The 15,913-nt window shown below is 71.8% G+C and carries 12 protein-coding genes; 9 read left to right on the forward strand and 3 right to left on the reverse strand.

The annotated features are described in order from the left end of the window. Positions 1–221: 221 nt before the first annotated feature. The gene (ppdK, locus tag ACZ56B_RS18670; protein ID WP_468791192.1) at positions 222–2,969 is read right to left on the reverse strand and encodes a pyruvate, phosphate dikinase; all 2,748 of its coding nucleotides are present in this window, start codon (positions 2,967–2,969) and stop codon (positions 222–224) included. A gap of 962 nt (positions 2,970–3,931) precedes the next feature. Here ppdK and ACZ56B_RS18675 point away from each other — a divergent pair. The 3 genes from ACZ56B_RS18675 to ACZ56B_RS18685 all read left to right on the forward strand — a co-directional run bounded on the left by ACZ56B_RS18675 (position 3,932) and on the right by ACZ56B_RS18685 (position 7,561). Further along, on the forward strand, positions 3,932–5,581 hold the full coding sequence (locus ACZ56B_RS18675; RefSeq protein WP_468791194.1) for an alkaline phosphatase family protein: 1,650 nt from the start codon (positions 3,932–3,934) through the stop codon (positions 5,579–5,581). Positions 5,582–5,846: 265 nt separating this feature from the next. Further along, complete coding sequence (locus ACZ56B_RS18680; protein ID WP_468791196.1) at positions 5,847–7,424, forward strand: sodium-dependent transporter; 1,578 nt, start codon at positions 5,847–5,849, stop codon at positions 7,422–7,424. Next, on the forward strand, positions 7,424–7,561 hold the full coding sequence (locus ACZ56B_RS18685; protein WP_468791198.1) for a methionine/alanine import family NSS transporter small subunit: 138 nt from the start codon (positions 7,424–7,426) through the stop codon (positions 7,559–7,561). The genes ACZ56B_RS18680 and ACZ56B_RS18685 overlap by 1 nt, the downstream gene beginning before the upstream one ends. Before the next feature lie 125 nt (positions 7,562–7,686). On the opposite strand, the gene dusB is transcribed toward ACZ56B_RS18685, so the two are convergent. Continuing rightward, positions 7,687–8,847, reverse strand: a complete 1,161-nt coding sequence (dusB, locus tag ACZ56B_RS18690) for a tRNA dihydrouridine synthase DusB (RefSeq protein ID WP_468791200.1) — start codon at positions 8,845–8,847, stop codon at positions 7,687–7,689. 97 nt (positions 8,848–8,944) lie between these two features. Here dusB and ACZ56B_RS18695 point away from each other — a divergent pair, with 97 nt between their 5' ends. Both ACZ56B_RS18695 and ACZ56B_RS18700 read left to right on the forward strand, forming a co-directional pair. Then, complete coding sequence (locus ACZ56B_RS18695; protein WP_468791202.1) at positions 8,945–10,396, forward strand: MFS transporter; 1,452 nt, start codon at positions 8,945–8,947, stop codon at positions 10,394–10,396. A 337-nt stretch (positions 10,397–10,733) separates the two neighbouring features. Next, on the forward strand, positions 10,734–10,943 hold the full coding sequence (locus ACZ56B_RS18700; protein WP_468791203.1) for a hypothetical protein: 210 nt from the start codon (positions 10,734–10,736) through the stop codon (positions 10,941–10,943). 134 nt (positions 10,944–11,077) lie between these two features. Here ACZ56B_RS18700 and ACZ56B_RS18705 read toward each other — a convergent pair whose 3' ends face one another. Beyond that, positions 11,078–12,460, reverse strand: coding sequence for a glycine--tRNA ligase (locus tag ACZ56B_RS18705; RefSeq protein ID WP_468791204.1), 1,383 nt, complete (start codon positions 12,458–12,460; stop codon positions 11,078–11,080). 159 nt (positions 12,461–12,619) lie between these two features. Here ACZ56B_RS18705 and ACZ56B_RS18710 point away from each other — a divergent pair, with 159 nt between their 5' ends. The 4 genes from ACZ56B_RS18710 to ACZ56B_RS18725 are packed head-to-tail and all read left to right on the forward strand — an operon-like array spanning position 12,620 to position 15,798. Then, complete coding sequence (locus tag ACZ56B_RS18710; protein ID WP_468791286.1) at positions 12,620–13,609, forward strand: metal ABC transporter substrate-binding protein; 990 nt, start codon at positions 12,620–12,622, stop codon at positions 13,607–13,609. Positions 13,610–13,644: 35 nt separating this feature from the next. Further along, a complete protein-coding gene (locus tag ACZ56B_RS18715; protein ID WP_468791206.1) occupies positions 13,645–14,412 on the forward strand; it encodes a metal ABC transporter ATP-binding protein in 768 nt (255 codons plus the stop codon). Between the two features lie 4 nt (positions 14,413–14,416). Continuing rightward, positions 14,417–15,319 (forward strand): metal ABC transporter permease, encoded by a 903-nt coding sequence (locus tag ACZ56B_RS18720; RefSeq protein WP_468791208.1) that lies wholly within the window; start codon positions 14,417–14,419, stop codon positions 15,317–15,319. A gap of 59 nt (positions 15,320–15,378) precedes the next feature. Next, complete coding sequence (locus ACZ56B_RS18725) at positions 15,379–15,798, forward strand: Fur family transcriptional regulator (RefSeq protein ID WP_468791210.1); 420 nt, start codon at positions 15,379–15,381, stop codon at positions 15,796–15,798. Positions 15,799–15,913: the final 115 nt, after the last annotated feature.

The following is a 15,913-nucleotide window of genomic DNA, read 5'->3' on the forward strand; positions in this document are numbered from 1 at the left end:
ATTCTCGCCCACCCGGCCCTCCGGATGGGGGACAAGTTGCGGTTCGGCTGTGAAGGACCCGTCACGCCGTCGCGGACGAGGCGGAAAGACGGCGGAGACGCGGGTGGGGCGGCGCCCCCGCACGGGCGCCGCCCCCCCTTTCGTGATCCGGAGCCGTTGCCGATCGGTTGAGGGTGGTCGGGTGACAGGCAACGGCTCCGGGGCCGGTGCGCCCCGAAGGGCTAGCGGTGGTCGCTCCCGGTGGACGTGACCGCCGCGCGGCCGGCCTCCAGGCGGGCCACCGGGATGCGGAACGGGGAGCAGGAGACGTAGTCCAGGCCGACCTCGTGGAAGAAGTGGACCGACTCCGGGTCGCCGCCGTGCTCGCCGCAGACGCCGAGCTTGAGGTCGGGCCGGGTCCTGCGGCCGGCCTCGGCGGCGAGCTTCACCAGGGAGCCCACGCCGTCCTTGTCGATCGTCTCGAACGGTGACACCCCGAAGATGCCCTTCTCCAGGTAGGCCGTGAAGAAGCTGGCCTCCACGTCGTCCCGGGAGAAGCCCCACACCGTCTGGGTGAGGTCGTTGGTGCCGAAGGAGAAGAACTCCGCCGCCTCCGCGATCTGACCGGCGGTCAGCGCGGCGCGCGGCAGCTCGATCATCGTGCCGATGGCGAGCTTGAGTTCGGTGCCGGTGGCCTCCTGGACCTCGGCGATGACCCGGTCGGCCTCCTCGCGGACGATCTCCAGCTCCTGGACCGTGCCGACCAGCGGGATCATGATCTCCGCGCGCGGGTCGCCCTTGGCGCCCCTGCGCTCGGCCGCGGCCTCGGCGATGGCCCGCACCTGCATGGTGAACAGGCCGGGGACGACCAGGCCGAGACGGACGCCGCGCAGCCCCAGCATCGGGTTCTGCTCGTGCAGGCGGTGCACCGCCTGGAGCAGGCGCAGGTCGTTCTCGTGCGGCTCCTGCCGGGACTCGGCCAGCGCGACCCGGACCGACAGCTCGGTGATGTCGGGCAGGAACTCGTGCAGCGGCGGGTCGAGCAGGCGGATGGTGACCGGGAGGCCGTCCATCGCCTCGAACAGTTCGACGAAGTCCCGCTTCTGCAGCGGGAGCAGCGCCTTGAGGGACTCCTCGCGCTCGTCCTCGGTGTCGGCCAGGATCAGCCGCTCCACCAGCTCGCGCCGGTCCCCGAGGAACATGTGCTCGGTGCGGCACAGGCCGATGCCCTGGGCACCGAAGCGGCGGGCGCGCAGCGCGTCCTCGGCGTTGTCGGCGTTGGCGCGCACCCGCAGCCGGCGCTTGCGGTCGGCGAAGGCCATCATCCGGTGCACGGCCTCGACCAGCTCGTCGGCGTCGTCGGCGCCCGGGTGCATCCGGCCCTCGAAGTACTCCACGACCGGGGACGGGACGACCGGGACCTCGCCGAGGTACACCTTGCCCGTCGAGCCGTCGATGGAGATCAGGTCGCCCTCCTCCACGACGTGCCCGCCGGGGACGGTCATCCGGCGGCGCTTGGTGTCGACCTCCAGCTCCTCCGCGCCGCACACGCAGGTCTTGCCCATGCCGCGCGCGACCACGGCCGCGTGGGAGGTCTTGCCGCCGCGCGAGGTGAGGATGCCCTCGGCCGCGATCATGCCGTCGAGGTCGTCGGGGTTGGTCTCGCGGCGGATCAGGATGACCTGCTCGCCGGAGCGGGACCACTTGACGGCGGTGTAGGAGTCGAAGACCGCCTTGCCGACCGCCGCGCCCGGGGAGGCCGCGATGCCGCGCCCGACCTGCTCGACCTTGGCGTTCTCGTCGAAGCGCGGGAACATCAGCTGGGCGAGCTGGGCGCCGTTGACGCGGGTGAGCGCCTCGGCCTCGTCGATCAGGCCCTGGTCCACCAGCTGGGTGGCGATGCGGAAGGCCGCGCCCGCGGTGCGCTTGCCGACGCGGGTCTGCAGCATCCACAGCCGGCCGCGCTCGATGGTGAACTCGATGTCGCAGAGGTCCTTGTAGTGGTTCTCCAGGGTCTCCATGATCTGCATGAGCTGGTCGTACGACTTCTTGTCGATCCGCTCCAGCTCCGCGAGCGGCACCGTGTTGCGGATGCCCGCGACGACGTCCTCGCCCTGGGCGTTCTGCAGGTAGTCGCCGTAGACGCCCTGCTGGCCGGAGGCGGGGTCGCGGGTGAAGGCGACGCCGGTGCCGGAGTCCGGGCCGAGGTTGCCGAAGACCATGGAGCAGACGTTGACGGCGGTGCCCAGGTCGTGCGGGATGCGCTCCTGGCGGCGGTAGAGCTTGGCGCGGTCGCCGTTCCAGGAGTCGAAGACCGCCTTGATGGCGAGGTCCATCTGCTCGCGCGGGTCCTGCGGGAAGTCCCGGCCGACCTCGGTCTTGACGATCTTCTTGAACTTGGTGACGAGCTTCTTGAGGTCGGCGGCCTCCAGCTCGGTGTCGACCGTGACCTTCTTCGCCGCCTTCGCCGCCTCCAGCGCCTCCTCGAAGAGATCGCCGTCGACGCCGAGGACGGTCTTGCCGAACATCTGGATGAGGCGCCGGTAGGAGTCCCACGCGAACCGGTCGTCGCCGGCCTGCTCGGCCAGGCCCTGGACGGACTTGTCGGAGAGGCCGATGTTGAGGACGGTGTCCATCATGCCCGGCATGGAGAACTTGGCCCCGGAGCGGACCGACACGAGGAGGGGGTCGTCGGCCTGCCCGAGCTTCTTGCCCATCCTCTCCTCGAGGGCGGCGAGGTGCGCGCTCACCTCGTCACGCAGTGCCGCCGGCTCCTCGCCGCTCTCCAGGTAGACCTTGCAGGCCTCCGTGGTGATGGTGAAACCGGGCGGGACGGGAAGGCCCAGATTGGTCATCTCGGCGAGGTTGGCCCCTTTGCCACCGAGCAGGTCCTTGAGGTCCTTGTTGCCCTCGGTGAAGTCGTAGACGAACTTCACGCCCTCAACGCTCGCGCCCGGCTGAGCTCCATGATGATCTTTGTTTTCCGACACGGGTCTCGACTCCTCGAGGACGCGGTGGCTGCCCTGACGGCGAGGAACATACCCAGTTCAAAGGCGTCTGGGTACGTCCACCTGTGAGTCATGGGCCCGTAACCGGTCGCCTGCCAGCGGATCGAAAGTCAAAGCTTGGCCAAGCCGACATGGCCGGATGTTTTCACTTCTTGAAGACAGGCATCGCCCTCAAGCCCACTCGACCGCTCAGATGAGCAGCAACTCGCACCTCTGATTTCGCCCGATGAACGATCGCGAGGTGGCACTGAGTGCCAGACTTTGAGAAGTGCAGCCACCCATGATCCGCTCATATGAGCGGATCCCCTATCAAGGGTGGCGAGAATCACGCCGGTGCGGAGAGCCCGATCCCACGATGCGGACGTGCGCCGGGGCGGGTGGAGCCACCGGAACCCCGGCGGACTGAACACATCGGCCCACGCGCCCGTACGGAACGGCGGCGGACCCGGACCCCCACGCCGGGTCCGCCGCATCGACCGAGTTCCGCACGGGTACGGAAGGACCTCCGGGTGCCTGGCTCCTCACGCTTGCGCCGACCGGCACGGAAGACCGAAGAGAACGGGAGGAGCGAGGAGACGGAGAAGCCGGGCACGGACGAGCGGCCGCAGGCCGGGACACCGGACGCGGACGAGCAACCACGAACCGAGACACCGGACACCGACGAGCAGCCACAGGCCGGGACACCGGACACCGACGAGCAACCACGAACCGAGACACCGGACACCGACGAGCAACCACGAACCGGGACACCGGACACCGACGAGCAACCACGAACCGGGACACCGGACACCGACGAGCAACCACGGGCCGGAACCGGGTCCGGCACAGGCACCGGAACCGGGTCCGGCGCCGGCACCGGGTCCGGGTCCGGGTCCGCGGCGCCCCCTCCCTGCGCGGTCCCCCGCCCCTCCCTCCTCCGCCGTCCGCGCACCCGTCTCGCGGACGTGCGCGGCGCGCACCCGGCCGCCGCGCGCGCCGCCCGCCGGGGCGTGCACGTCCTCTCCGCCGTCCTCCTCGTCGGCGCCCTGCTGCTGCCCGACACCGTCGCCGCGCTCCGTCCGGGCCAGTTCCTGCGGATACCCGCCGAGGCGATCGTCGGGGCCGTGCTGCTGCTCGCCCTGCCGCGCCGCCCGCGGATCGCGGCGGCGGCGCTGTACGGGGCGGGCATCGGCGTCCTGGCCGTGCTGAACCTGCTGGACATGGGGTTCGTCGAGTACCTGGGCCGGCGCTTCAACGTCGTCCTCGACTGGGAACTGCTCGACGACGCCCAGGCGTACGTCGAGGACTCGGTGAGCGGCACGGCCGCCACCGCGGCCGCGGTCGGCGCGGTCCTCCTCGCCCTGCTCCTGGTGGCCCTCCCGGCGCTGGCCGCCGTCCGGCTGGGCAACCTGCTGGCCCGGCACCGCTCCCGCGCCACCCGGGGCGCGCTGGTGGCGGCGACCGTGTGGATCACCTGCACCGCCCTCGGCCTGCAGATCTCCGGTGTGCCGGTCGCCTCCGACCGTGCCGCCAAGGCCATGCGGGCGCAGGCCGAGCGGGTCGCGGACACCCTGCGCGACGAGGCGGCGTTCGCGAAGGAGGCGCGGGCCGACGCCTTCGGGGCCACCCCGCCCGCGCAGCTCCTCCCGGACCTGCGCGGCAAGGACGTCGTCTTCGCCTTCATCGAGAGCTACGGCCGCACCGCCGTCGAGGACCCCCTCATCGCTCCCGGCGTGAGGCGCACCCTCGACACGCACACCGAGGCGCTCGCGCGGGCCGGCTACCGGGCCCGCAGCGGCTGGCTCACCTCGTCGACCTTCGGCGGCAGCAGCTGGCTCGGCCACTCCACGGCCCTGTCCGGCCTGTGGATCGACAACCAGCAGCGCTACCGCACCGTCACCGCCGGCGACCGCCTCACCCTCACCGGGGCGTTCCGCAGAACCGGCGCCTGGGACACCGTCGGCGTCATGCCGGGCGTGCAGAAGGCCTGGCCGGAGGCGAAGTGGTACGGGCTCGACAAGGTCTACGACGCCTTCGACCTCGGGTACCGGGGCCCGAAGTTCAGCTGGTCGACGATGCCCGACCAGTACGCCCTGGAGGCCTTCCAGCGCCTGGAGCACGGCCGCGAGCGCGACCGGCCGCTGATGTCGGAGGTCATCCTGACCTCCAGCCACCAGCCCTGGGCGCCGATCCCCGAGCTGGTCGGCTGGGACGAGATCGGCGACGGCTCGGTCTTCGACGCCATCGAGAAGAACGGGCGGAAGTCCGCCGACGTCATCGCCGACACCACCGAGTCCCGGCGGGAGTACGGCCGGTCGATCCAGTACTCGGTCACCAGCCTCCTCCAGTGGCTCGAGCGCTACGGCACCGACGACACCGTCCTGGTCTTCCTCGGCGACCACCAGCCCATCGCCCGGGTCAGCGGCCCCCGCGCGAGCCGCGACGTGCCGGTGTCGGTCGTCGCCAAGGACCCGGAGGTGCTGGAGAAGATCGCCGACTGGAAGTGGACGGAGGGCCTGCGGCCGGCCGAGGACGCGCCGGTGTGGCGGATGGACGCGTTCCGCGACCGCTTCCTGAAGGCCTACGGTTCCGTTCCGCACCCGGCCGGCGGCTAGTGCCTTTCGTTTGAACCGGGCCGGCCCCCGCGAGCCCGGCCCGAGCCGAGCGAAAGGCCCTGGCCTCCCCGCCGCGGACGGCCGGCGGGGAGGGGAGCGGCGACCCCGGCCCGGCCGGCCGCGCGACCCGGCCGTGACCTTGGACGACACCGCCCGCCGGGCCCGGCGGCGACGGGCGTGACCGTTATGCGACGACCCCTGTTCGCCAGGCGTTCTTGTTGCTAGCGTGCCGCGCTACGCAAGAAAAGACCAAGGAACCGTGATCATGTCCAGTCCTTCCCGTGAGCAGTGGGGAAGCCGCGCGGGCTTCCTGTTCGCCGCGATCGGATCGGCGATCGGCCTCGGCAACATCTGGCGCTTCCCCGCCGTTGCCTACGACAACGGCGGCGGGGCCTTCCTCCTGCCGTACCTCGTCGCGCTGCTGACCGCCGGCATCCCGTTGCTCATCCTCGAGTACTCGATCGGCCACCGATTCCGGAAGTCGCCCCCGGCGGCCTTCCGCAAGCTGTCCAGACCCGCGCAGGCGATCGGCTGGTGGCAGGTCGCGATCTGCTTCGTGGTCGCCGCCTACTACGCCGTCATCCTCGCCTGGGCGGTGCGCTACATCGGTTACTCCTTCGGCGAGCAGTGGGGCGACGACGCCAACGCCTTCTTCTTCGGCGACTTCCTCCAGGCCGCCGAGAAGCCCGGCGTCATGTCGTCCTACGTGGACGGGGTGCTCTGGCCGCTCCTCGCGGTCTGGGTGGTCGTGCTGGTCATCCTGGCGCTCGGCATCCGCAACGGGATCGAGAAGGCCAACAAGTTCTTCATCCCGCTGCTGGTGCTCTTCTTCGTCGTCCTGGTCGTGCGCGCGCTCACGCTCGACGGTGCCGCCGCGGGACTGGACGGCCTGTTCCGGCCGGACTGGTCGGCGCTCGGCGACGGCAGCGTGTGGGTCGCCGCGTACGGCCAGATCTTCTTCTCGCTGTCCATCGGCTTCGGCATCATGATCACGTACGCCTCGTACCTGAAGAAGCGCTCGGACCTCACCGGCACCGCGATGGTCGCCGGCTTCGCCAACAGCGCCTTCGAGATCCTCGCGGGCATCGGCGTGTTCGCCACCCTCGGCTTCATGGCCGCGGCCCAGGGCGTCGGGGTGAACGAGGTCGCGAGCTCCGGCATCGGCCTGGCGTTCGTGGCGTTCCCGACGGTCATCTCCCAGATGCCGATGGGCACGCTGTTCGGCGTGCTGTTCTTCACCTCGCTGGTGATCGCCGGCCTCACCTCGCTGATCAGCATCGTGCAGGTCGTCATCGCCGCCGTGCAGGACCGCACCGGCATGCGCCGGGTCCCGGCGGTCCTGGGCGTCGGCGGGGCCGTCGCCCTGGTGTCGGTCCTCGTCTTCCCGACCGACAGCGGCATCTACCTGCTGGACGCGGCGGACCACTTCATCAACCAGTACGGCATCGTGCTCGCCGCGCTGGCCTCGCTCGTCCTCGTGGGCTGGGTGCTGCGGCGGCTGCCCGCCTTCCAGAAGCACGCCAACGACGTCTCCACGATGCGGGTCGGCCGCTGGTGGCTGGTCTGCCTCGGCATCGTCACCCCGCTGGTGCTCGGCTGGATGATGGTCGACAGCCTGCGCGCGGAGTTCGCCGAGAACTACGAGGGCTACCCGACGGAGTTCCTGCTCTGGGCGGGCTGGGGCGTCGCCGCGGGGGCGCTGCTCGTCGGCGTGGTCCTCAGCCTGGTGCCCTGGCGCTCCGCCGACTCCGAAGCGGCCGCGGAGGCCGGTCCGGTCTCCGCCGCGGGGGTGGGCACCGGCTCCGGTTCCGGCTCCGACGCACCCGAAGGGGGGAAGAACTGATGTCGACGAGTGCGATCATCATGCTGATCGTGGCCATCGTGATCGTCTGGGGCGGCCTGGTGGGCGCCGTCGTCCACCTGCGCCGCCACCCCGAGCGTCCCGAGGACGACGCGGCCCCGCCGCAGCCGGCGGCCTGAGCGGTCCGGCCCCCGTACGGCCCCGTTCCCCAGGGAGCGGGGCCGTACGCGTGCGACCGTGCGGATCGGGAGCCGTGCGCGCGGGCTCCGCACGGGGCGGAGCCCCGCGGTCCGGGCGGTGCCGGTCAGCCGCCGGACGTGTCGAGTTCGGCGTCCTCGCCGACGCCCGCGCACGCGTACGGGTCCTTCAGCCAGCCGTCCGGCAGCGCCACCCGGTTGTTGCCGGACGTACGGCCGCGGGGACCGTCCGCGCCGGCCGGCCAGGGCTGGTCCAGGTCCAGTTCGTCCAGCCCGGACCGCAGTTCCGCCAGCGAGGAGGCGACCGCGAGCCGCCTGCGCATCTCCGAGCCGACCGCGAAGCCCTTCAGGTACCAGGCGACGTGCTTGCGGAAGTCGACCACCCCGCGCGCCTCGTCCCCGATCCACTCCCCGAGCAGGGTCGCGTGCCGGACCATGACGTCGGCGACCACGCGCAGCGTGGGGCGCGCGAGGTCGTCGGGGCGTCCCTCGAAGGCCGCCACCAGGTCCGCGAACAGCCACGGCCGGCCGAGGCAGCCGCGGCCCACGACGACTCCGTCGCAGCCCGTCTCGCGCACCATCCGCAGCGCGTCCCCGGCCGACCAGATGTCGCCGTTGCCGAGCACCGGGATCTCCGGGACGTGTTCCTTCAGCCGGGCGATGGCGTCCCAGTCGGCGGTGCCGCCGTAGTGCTGGGCGGTGGTGCGGCCGTGCAGCGCGACGGCCCGCACGCCCTCCTCGACCGCGATCCGCCCGGCGTCCAGGTAGGTCAGGTGGTCGTCGTCGATGCCCTTGCGCATCTTCATCGTCACCGGCAGGTCCCCGGCCCCGGCGACCGCCTCGCGCAGGATGGCGCGCAGCAGGTTCCGCTTGTAGGGGAGGGCCGAGCCGCCGCCCTTGCGGGTCACCTTGGGGACCGGGCAGCCGAAGTTGAGGTCGATGTGGTCGGCGAGGTCCTCCTCGACGATCATGCGGACGGCCTTGCCGACGGTCGCCGGGTCGACGCCGTACAGCTGGATCGAACGCGGTGTCTCGCTCGCGTCGAACCTGATCAGCTGCATGGTCTTCTCGTTGCGTTCGACCAGCGCCCGGGTGGTGATCATCTCGCTGACGAACAGTCCCTTGCCCCCGCTGAACTCCCGGCAGAGCGTGCGGAAGGGCGCGTTGGTGATGCCCGCCATGGGGGCGAGCACGACGGGCGGCCGGACCGTGTGCGGGCCGATCCGCAGGGTCGGGTTCGTCGGGTGCGTGGACGTGGACGCGGGCATTCCCCCATTGTCCCGCATGCCGCGGGGTGCCCGTCACGGTGATCGTGTAACGGTCATTAGTTAACCGCACTATCGACGTGCGCCTATGATGAACGCCATGCCCGAGCTCAGTTCCGGCCGGCGCGCGCTGGTCCTCGCGATCTGCTGCATGAGCCTGCTGATCGTGAGTCTGGACAACACCGTCCTGAACGTCGCCCTGCCCTCCCTGCAGCGGGAGCTGCACGCGAGCACCGCGGGGCTCCAGTGGACCATCGACGCCTACACCCTCGTCCTCGCCTCGCTGCTGATGCTCGCGGGCTCCACGGCCGACCGGATCGGCCGCAAGCGGGTCTTCATGACGGGCCTGGTGGTCTTCACCCTCGGCTCGCTGCTGTGCTCGCTCGCCCCGAACCTCGAGGCGCTGGTGGCCTTCCGGGCGGTGCAGGCGGTGGGCGGCTCGATGCTCAACCCGGTCGCCATGTCGATCATCACCAACACCTTCACCGATCCCCGCGAACGCGCCCGCGCGATCGGCGCGTGGGGCGCGGTCGTCGGCCTCTCGATGGCCGCCGGTCCGCTGGTGGGCGGCCTGCTGGTGGACTCGGTCGGCTGGCGCTCGATCTTCTGGATCAACCTGCCGGTGGGACTCGCCGCCCTCCTGCTCACCCTGCGCTTCGTCCCGGAGTCCCGCGCGCCCCGGGCCCGCCGCCCCGACCCGGTCGGCCAGCTCCTGGTCGTCGTCCTGTTCGGCTCCCTGACGTACGCGATCATCGAGGCCCCGCACACCACCCTCGCGGCGACCGTCCCCTTCGCCGCCCTCGCGCTCGCCGCCCTGCTCGCCCTCCTGTACTACGAGCCCCGCCGCCGCGAACCCCTCATCGACCTCCGCTTCTTCCGCTCGGCGCCGTTCAGCGGGGCCACGGTGATCGCGGTGAGCGCGTTCGCGGCGCTCGGCGGATTCCTCTTCCTGACCACGCTCCACCTGCAGAACGTCCGGGGGCTGAGCGCCCTGGAGGCCGGTCTGTGGATGCTCCCGATGGCCGCCTCCACCTTCCTGTGCGCCCCGCTCTCCGGCCGTCTGGTCGGCAGCCGGGGCCCGCGCCTTCCGCTGCTGGTCGCGGGCACCGCGATGACGGTGAGCGGACTGCTGTTCGCCCTCTTCGAGGCCGAGACCTCCCGCACCGCCCTCTTCGTCGGCTACGTCCTGTTCGGCGTCGGCTTCGGCTTCGTCAACGCCCCCATCACCAACACCGCCGTCTCCGGCATGCCGGTCGCCCAGGCGGGGGTGGCCTCGGCGGTCGCGTCCACCAGCCGCCAGCTGGGCCAGGCGCTGGGGGTCGCGGTGGTCGGCGCGGTCCTGGCGGCCGGGGTGGGTTCGTCGCCGTACGCGGAGGCCTTCGTACCGGCGGCCCGGCCCGGCTGGTGGATCATCACCGGCTGCGGCTTCCTGGTCCTGGTGGTGGGCGCGGCGACCTCGGGCCGCTGGGCCCGCGAGACGGCACGGCGCACGGCCGAGCGGCTGGACCCGGCACCGACCTGCCGGGCGGCGGGAGCGGACGCCCGGCAGTAGACGGTGCCCCCGGACGCCGCGCCCGCACCGGAAGCGGTGCGGACGTCGGACGGCTGCCCGGCGCCCACTGCTGCTCGGGATGCAAGAGGCGCTCCCCCATCAGGGAGCGGCAGCGGTGGGCCAGGGCGGGAAACCGCAGGGAGCGCTACGCGGGGCGGCGCGAGGCGCGGCGCTCCGCCGGCGCGTACGCCGGCTGACGGCGGGAAGCCGGCTCCGGACCCGGCGGCCCCGTTCCCGCCGCGCCCTCCTTGCCGTCCCCGAACGCGGGCACAAGGACGACGACAGCGCGACGCGAACGCCGTCGACACCGTCGGCGCCGTGGACACCGGGAGGGGTCATGCCGCAGATCGACACGGGCGAGGTCAGCCGATGGGACCTGCACGGCCGCCGGCACGTCGTGCGCGTGCAACGCGCCGGCGTGCAGCGCACACTCAGGTGCGGCACCTGCGGCTGGCGCGGGGGCGCCCGGTTCCCGGCGTGGGCCGCCACGGCGCGGGAGCACCTGGCCCGGGTCCACCAGGCGACGGTGGATCCGGCGGCCGCGTAGGGCGGCGGGCGGGCCGGCCGGGTGCGCGTCCGGGCGGGACACGGCGCCCCTCCCGGACGCGCACCGGCCCCCGGCACGGGCACCGCGGGGGTGCCGTGCCGGGGGCCGGTCGGAGTCGGTCGTCGGGGAAGGCCTCAGCAGCCGACCAGACGCGCGGCCAGGTAGCCCTCGATCTGGTCCAGCGAGACGCGCTCCTGCTTCATGGTGTCGCGCTCGCGCACGGTCACCGCGTTGTCGTCCAGCGTGTCGAAGTCGACGGTCACGCAGAACGGCGTACCGATCTCGTCCTGGCGGCGGTAGCGGCGGCCGATGGCGCCGGCGTCGTCGAACTCGATGTTCCAGTTCTGTCGCAGCGTCTGCGCCAGGCCCTTCGCCTTGGGCGACAGCTCGGGGTTGCGGGACAGCGGGAGCACCGCGACCTTCACCGGGGCCAGGCGGTGGTCGAGCCGCAGCACGGTCCGCTTCTCCAGCTTGCCCTTGGCGTTGGGCGCCTCGTCCTCGACGTAGGCGTCGAGCAGGAAGGCGAGCATCGCCCGGCCGACACCGGCCGCCGGCTCGATGACGTACGGCGTCCAGCGCTCGCCGGCCTCCTGGTCGAAGTAGGAGAGGTCCTGGCCGGACGCCTTGGAGTGCGCGCCGAGGTCGAAGTCGGTGCGGTTGGCGACGCCCTCCAGCTCGCCCCACTCACTGCCGCCGAACTGGAAGCGGTACTCGATGTCGGCGGTGCGCTTGGAGTAGTGGGAGAGCTTCTCCTGCGGGTGCTCGTACCACCGCATGTTCTCCTCGCGCAGGCCGAGACCGGTGTACCAGTTCCAGCGCTGCTCCATCCAGTACTCCTGCCACTTCTCGTCCTCGCCCGGCTTGACGAAGAACTCCATCTCCATCTGCTCGAACTCGCGGGTGCGGAAGATGAAGTTGCCGGGCGTGATCTCGTTGCGGAAGGACTTGCCCATCTGGGCGATGCCGAACGGCGGCTTGCGGCGCGAAGTGGTCTGCACCTGGGCGAAGTTGGTGAAGATGCCCTGGGCGGTCTCGGGGCGCAGGTAGGCGATGGAGCCGGAGTCCTGCGTGGGGCCGAGGTGGGTGGAGAGGAGGCCCGAGAACTGCTTGGGCTCGGTGAAGGTGCCCTTGTTGCCGCAGTTGGGGCAGTTGAGGTCGGCGAGGCCGTTCTCCGGGGCGTGGCCCTTCTTCTCCTCGTAGGCCTCCTCCAGGTGGTCCGCGCGGAACCGCTTGTGGCAGGAGGTGCACTCGGTCAACGGGTCCGTGAAGGTGGCGACGTGGCCGGAGGCCACCCACACCTCGGGGGCCAGGATGACGGACGAGTCGATTCCGACCACGTCCTCGCGCGACGTCACCATGTAGCGCCACCACTGGCGCTTGAGGTTCTCCTTGAGCTCGACACCCAGCGGCCCGTAGTCCCAGGCGGCACGCTGGCCGCCGTAGATCTCACTGCAGGGGAATACGAAGCCACGGCGCTTGCTCAGGCTGACGATGGTGTCGATCTTGTCGGCGGCCACGGTGCTCTCTTCATTACGACGACGGGCGACGAAGCGAGATGCTTCCAGCGAATGACCCAGGTTACCGGCGAGGACCACCCCTCAACCAATCGGTCTCCCTGTTCGGACCCCCACCTGCCTTGTTGACAACGGTTTCCATAATATTTGAAAATGACTGTCATGAACGTACGACGACGCCCCATATCCGCGGCCGCCCTGTCCGCGGCCGCCGTCCTCGGCCTCGGCGCCCTCTCCGCCTGCTCCTCCGACAGTGCCGCCGCGGGCGGCACCGACAAGTTCGACGTCGTCGCGTCGTTCTACCCGATGGCGTTCCTCGCCGAGCAGATCGGCGGCGAGCACGTCCGGGTCACCAGTCTCACCCAGCCCGGCCAGGAGCCGCACGACCTGGAGCTCAGCACCCGGCAGATCGCGTCGCTCGAGGAGGCCGACGCGGCCCTCCACCTCAAGGGCCTGCAGCCCTCCGTCGACGAGGCCATCGACCAGTCCGGGATCGGCACGAGGATCGACGCGGCCGCTCTGACCTCCCTCCGGGCACCCGCGGACGGACACGGCCACGAGGACGAGCACGCCCACGAGGACGAGCACGGCCACGAGGACGAACACGGCCACGACCACGACCACGAAGGCGGCGAGGACCCCCACGTCTGGCTCGACCCGGTCAAGTACGCCGAGGTCGCCGAGGGCGTCGGCAAGGCCTTCGAGAAGGCCGACCCGGACCACGCCGCCGACTACCGGAAGAACACCGAGGCCCTGGTCGGCAAGCTGAACGACCTGGACAAGGCGTTCGAGACCGGGCTGAAGAACCGCAAGACCGACGTCTTCATCACCACGCACGCCGCCTTCGGCCACCTCGCCGAGCGCTACGGCCTGACCGAGGAGGCCATCAGCGGCCTGTCCCCCGAGGCCGAGCCCAGCGGCGCCCGCGTGAAGGAGCTCACGGAGACGGCCCGGGCCGACGGCGTCACCACCGTGTTCTACGAGACACTCGTCAGCGACCGGACCGCGAGGACCCTCGCCGCCGACGCCGGGCTGAAGACGGACGTCCTCGACCCCGTCGAGGGCATCACCGACGACTCCCGCGGCGACGACTACTTCCAGGTCATGGAGGCCAACCTCAAGGCCCTGCAGACCGCGCTGGGAGCCGAGTGACCGGCCCCGGACACCCCGCCCCCACGGAGGACGGCATGAACGAGCCCGCCATATCCCTGCGCGGCGTCCGCGCCGAACTGGGCTCGCGCCCGGTCCTGCGCGGCATCGACCTCACCGTGCACCGCGGCGAGGTCGTCGCCCTGCTCGGCGCGAACGGCTCCGGCAAGTCGACGGCCGTGCGCAGCGTCATCGGCCAGGTGCCGGTCGGCGCCGGCGAGATCGAGCTGTTCGGCGTCCCGCAGCGCCGGTTCCGCGACTGGGCGCGCGTGGGCTACGTCCCGCAGCGCACCACCGCCGCGAGCGGTGTGCCGGCGACGGTGACCGAGGTGGTCTCCTCGGGCCGCCTGGCGCGCACCCGCTTCGGCGTCTTCCGCAAGGCCGACCGCGAGGCGGTGCGCCGCGCCCTGGACCTGGTCGGCATGGCGGACCGGGCCGGGGACTCCGTCGACGCGCTCTCCGGCGGCCAGCACCAGCGGGTGCTGATCGCCCGCGCGCTCGCCGCCGGACCCGAACTGCTGATCATGGACGAGCCGATGGCGGGCGTGGACCTGGCCAGCCAGGAGGTCCTCGCCGAGACCCTGCGGGTCCAGGTCGCCGAGGGCGCCACCGTCCTGCTCGTCCTGCACGAACTGGGCCCGCTGGAGCCCCTGATCGACCGGGCGGTCGTCCTGCGCGACGGCTGCGTCCTGCACGACGGGCCGCCCCCGAAGGCCGTCGGCCAGCACGCCCTGCCCGGCCACGACCACGTCCACCCGCACGCACCGGCGGGCGCCGAACCGATCCGCACGGGACTGCTGAGCTGATCCGATGGAATTCCTGAACTACGCCTTCATGCAGCGGGCGCTGCTCGCCGCCGTCCTGGTCGGCATCACCGCCCCCGCCGTCGGCATCTACCTCGTCCAGCGCCGCCAGGCCCTGATGGGCGACGGCATCGGCCACGTCGCCATGACCGGCGTCGGCCTCGGCTTCCTGCTCAGCTGGTCGCCGGTGTGGATGGCCGCGCTCGTCTCCGTCCTCGGCGCCGTCCTGATGGAGCTGATCCGCTGGTACGGCCGGACCCGCGGCGACATCGCCCTCGCCATGCTCTTCTACGGCGGCATGGCGGGCGGCGTCATGTTCATCAACCTCGCCCCGACCGGCTCCAACGCGAACCTCACGTCCTACCTGTTCGGCTCCCTGTCGACGGTCTCCGAGTCCGACGTGACGGCCATCTGCGTCCTGGCCGCGTTCGTCGTCCTGGTCACGGTCGGTCTGCGCCGACAGCTGTTCGCGGTCAGCCAGGACGAGGAGTTCGCGCGGGTCACGGGCCTGCCGGTGCGCCTGCTGAACCTGCTGACGGCGGTCACGGCGGCGGTCACGGTCACGGTCGCGATGCGCGTGGTCGGCCTGCTGCTGGTGAGCGCGCTCATGGTGGTCCCCGTCGCGGCGGCCCAGCAGATCGGCCGCAGCTTCGCCGCCACCTTCGCCCTCGCCGTCGGGATCGGCGTGAGCGTGACCCTCGGCGGCACGGTCACCTCCTACTACCAGGACGTGCCGCCCGGCGCGACGATCGTGCTGCTGACGATCGGCGCGTTCGTCGTGCTGACCGCACTGGCCGCCCCGCTGGCCCGCCGCCGCGCCCGGGCGCTGGCCGCCGCGCACCCCGGCGGCGACCCCGCGGAGTGCGCGATCCCCGCCGGCCGCACGGCCCCCGACGGGGCGGGCGTCTGACCCGCCTCCGCCCGGACTGGCACAATGGCCCCGGCAGAGGCAGATGTGAGGAGGCAACGGTGACCACCGCTGGACCGCCCGTGAAGGGCCGCGCCACTCGGCAGCGGGCCGCTGTGGCGGCTGCGCTCCAGGAGGTCGACGAGTTCCGCAGCGCGCAGGAGCTCCACGACATGCTCAAGCACAAGGGCGACTCGGTGGGACTCACCACGGTCTACCGCACCCTGCAGTCCCTCGCCGACGCCGGTGAGGTCGACGTCCTGCGCACCGCCGAGGGCGAGTCCGTCTACCGCCGTTGCTCCACCGACGACCATCACCACCACCTGGTCTGCCGCACCTGCGGCAAGGCGGTCGAGGTGGAGGGGCCGGCCGTGGAGAAGTGGGCCGAGGCCGTCGCCGCCGAACACGGCTACGTCAACGTGGCCCACACGGTCGAGATCTTCGGCACCTGCGCGGAGTGCGCGGTGTCCCGCGACAGCTGAACCCACCCGGCGGGGGGGGGGGGGGGGGGGGGGGGGGGGGGGGCGCGGGGGGGGGGGGGGGGGGGCTGTTTTCTCTTCTTGCGTGTAACCGCTCCTTCTTTGGGTTTCTTACCCG

The sequence above is a fragment of the Streptomyces sp. NPDC034670 genome (assembly GCF_055574875.1).

What these genes read in the sequence shown, in the direction of transcription:
- ACZ56B_RS18680 (WP_468791196.1), top strand. Translation starts at nt 5,847, where the DNA reads ATGTCCAGTCCTTCCCGTGAGCAGTGGGGAAGCCGCGCGGGCTTCCTG.
- ACZ56B_RS18685 (WP_468791198.1), top strand. Translation starts at nt 7,424, where the DNA reads ATGTCGACGAGTGCGATCATCATGCTGATCGTGGCCATCGTGATCGTC.
- dusB (WP_468791200.1), bottom strand. Translation starts at nt 8,847, where the DNA reads ATGCCCGCGTCCACGTCCACGCACCCGACGAACCCGACCCTGCGGATC.
- ACZ56B_RS18695 (WP_468791202.1), top strand. Translation starts at nt 8,945, where the DNA reads ATGCCCGAGCTCAGTTCCGGCCGGCGCGCGCTGGTCCTCGCGATCTGC.
- ACZ56B_RS18700 (WP_468791203.1), top strand. Translation starts at nt 10,734, where the DNA reads ATGCCGCAGATCGACACGGGCGAGGTCAGCCGATGGGACCTGCACGGC.
- ACZ56B_RS18710 (WP_468791286.1), top strand. Translation starts at nt 12,620, where the DNA reads ATGAACGTACGACGACGCCCCATATCCGCGGCCGCCCTGTCCGCGGCC.
- ACZ56B_RS18715 (WP_468791206.1), top strand. Translation starts at nt 13,645, where the DNA reads ATGAACGAGCCCGCCATATCCCTGCGCGGCGTCCGCGCCGAACTGGGC.
- ACZ56B_RS18720 (WP_468791208.1), top strand. Translation starts at nt 14,417, where the DNA reads ATGGAATTCCTGAACTACGCCTTCATGCAGCGGGCGCTGCTCGCCGCC.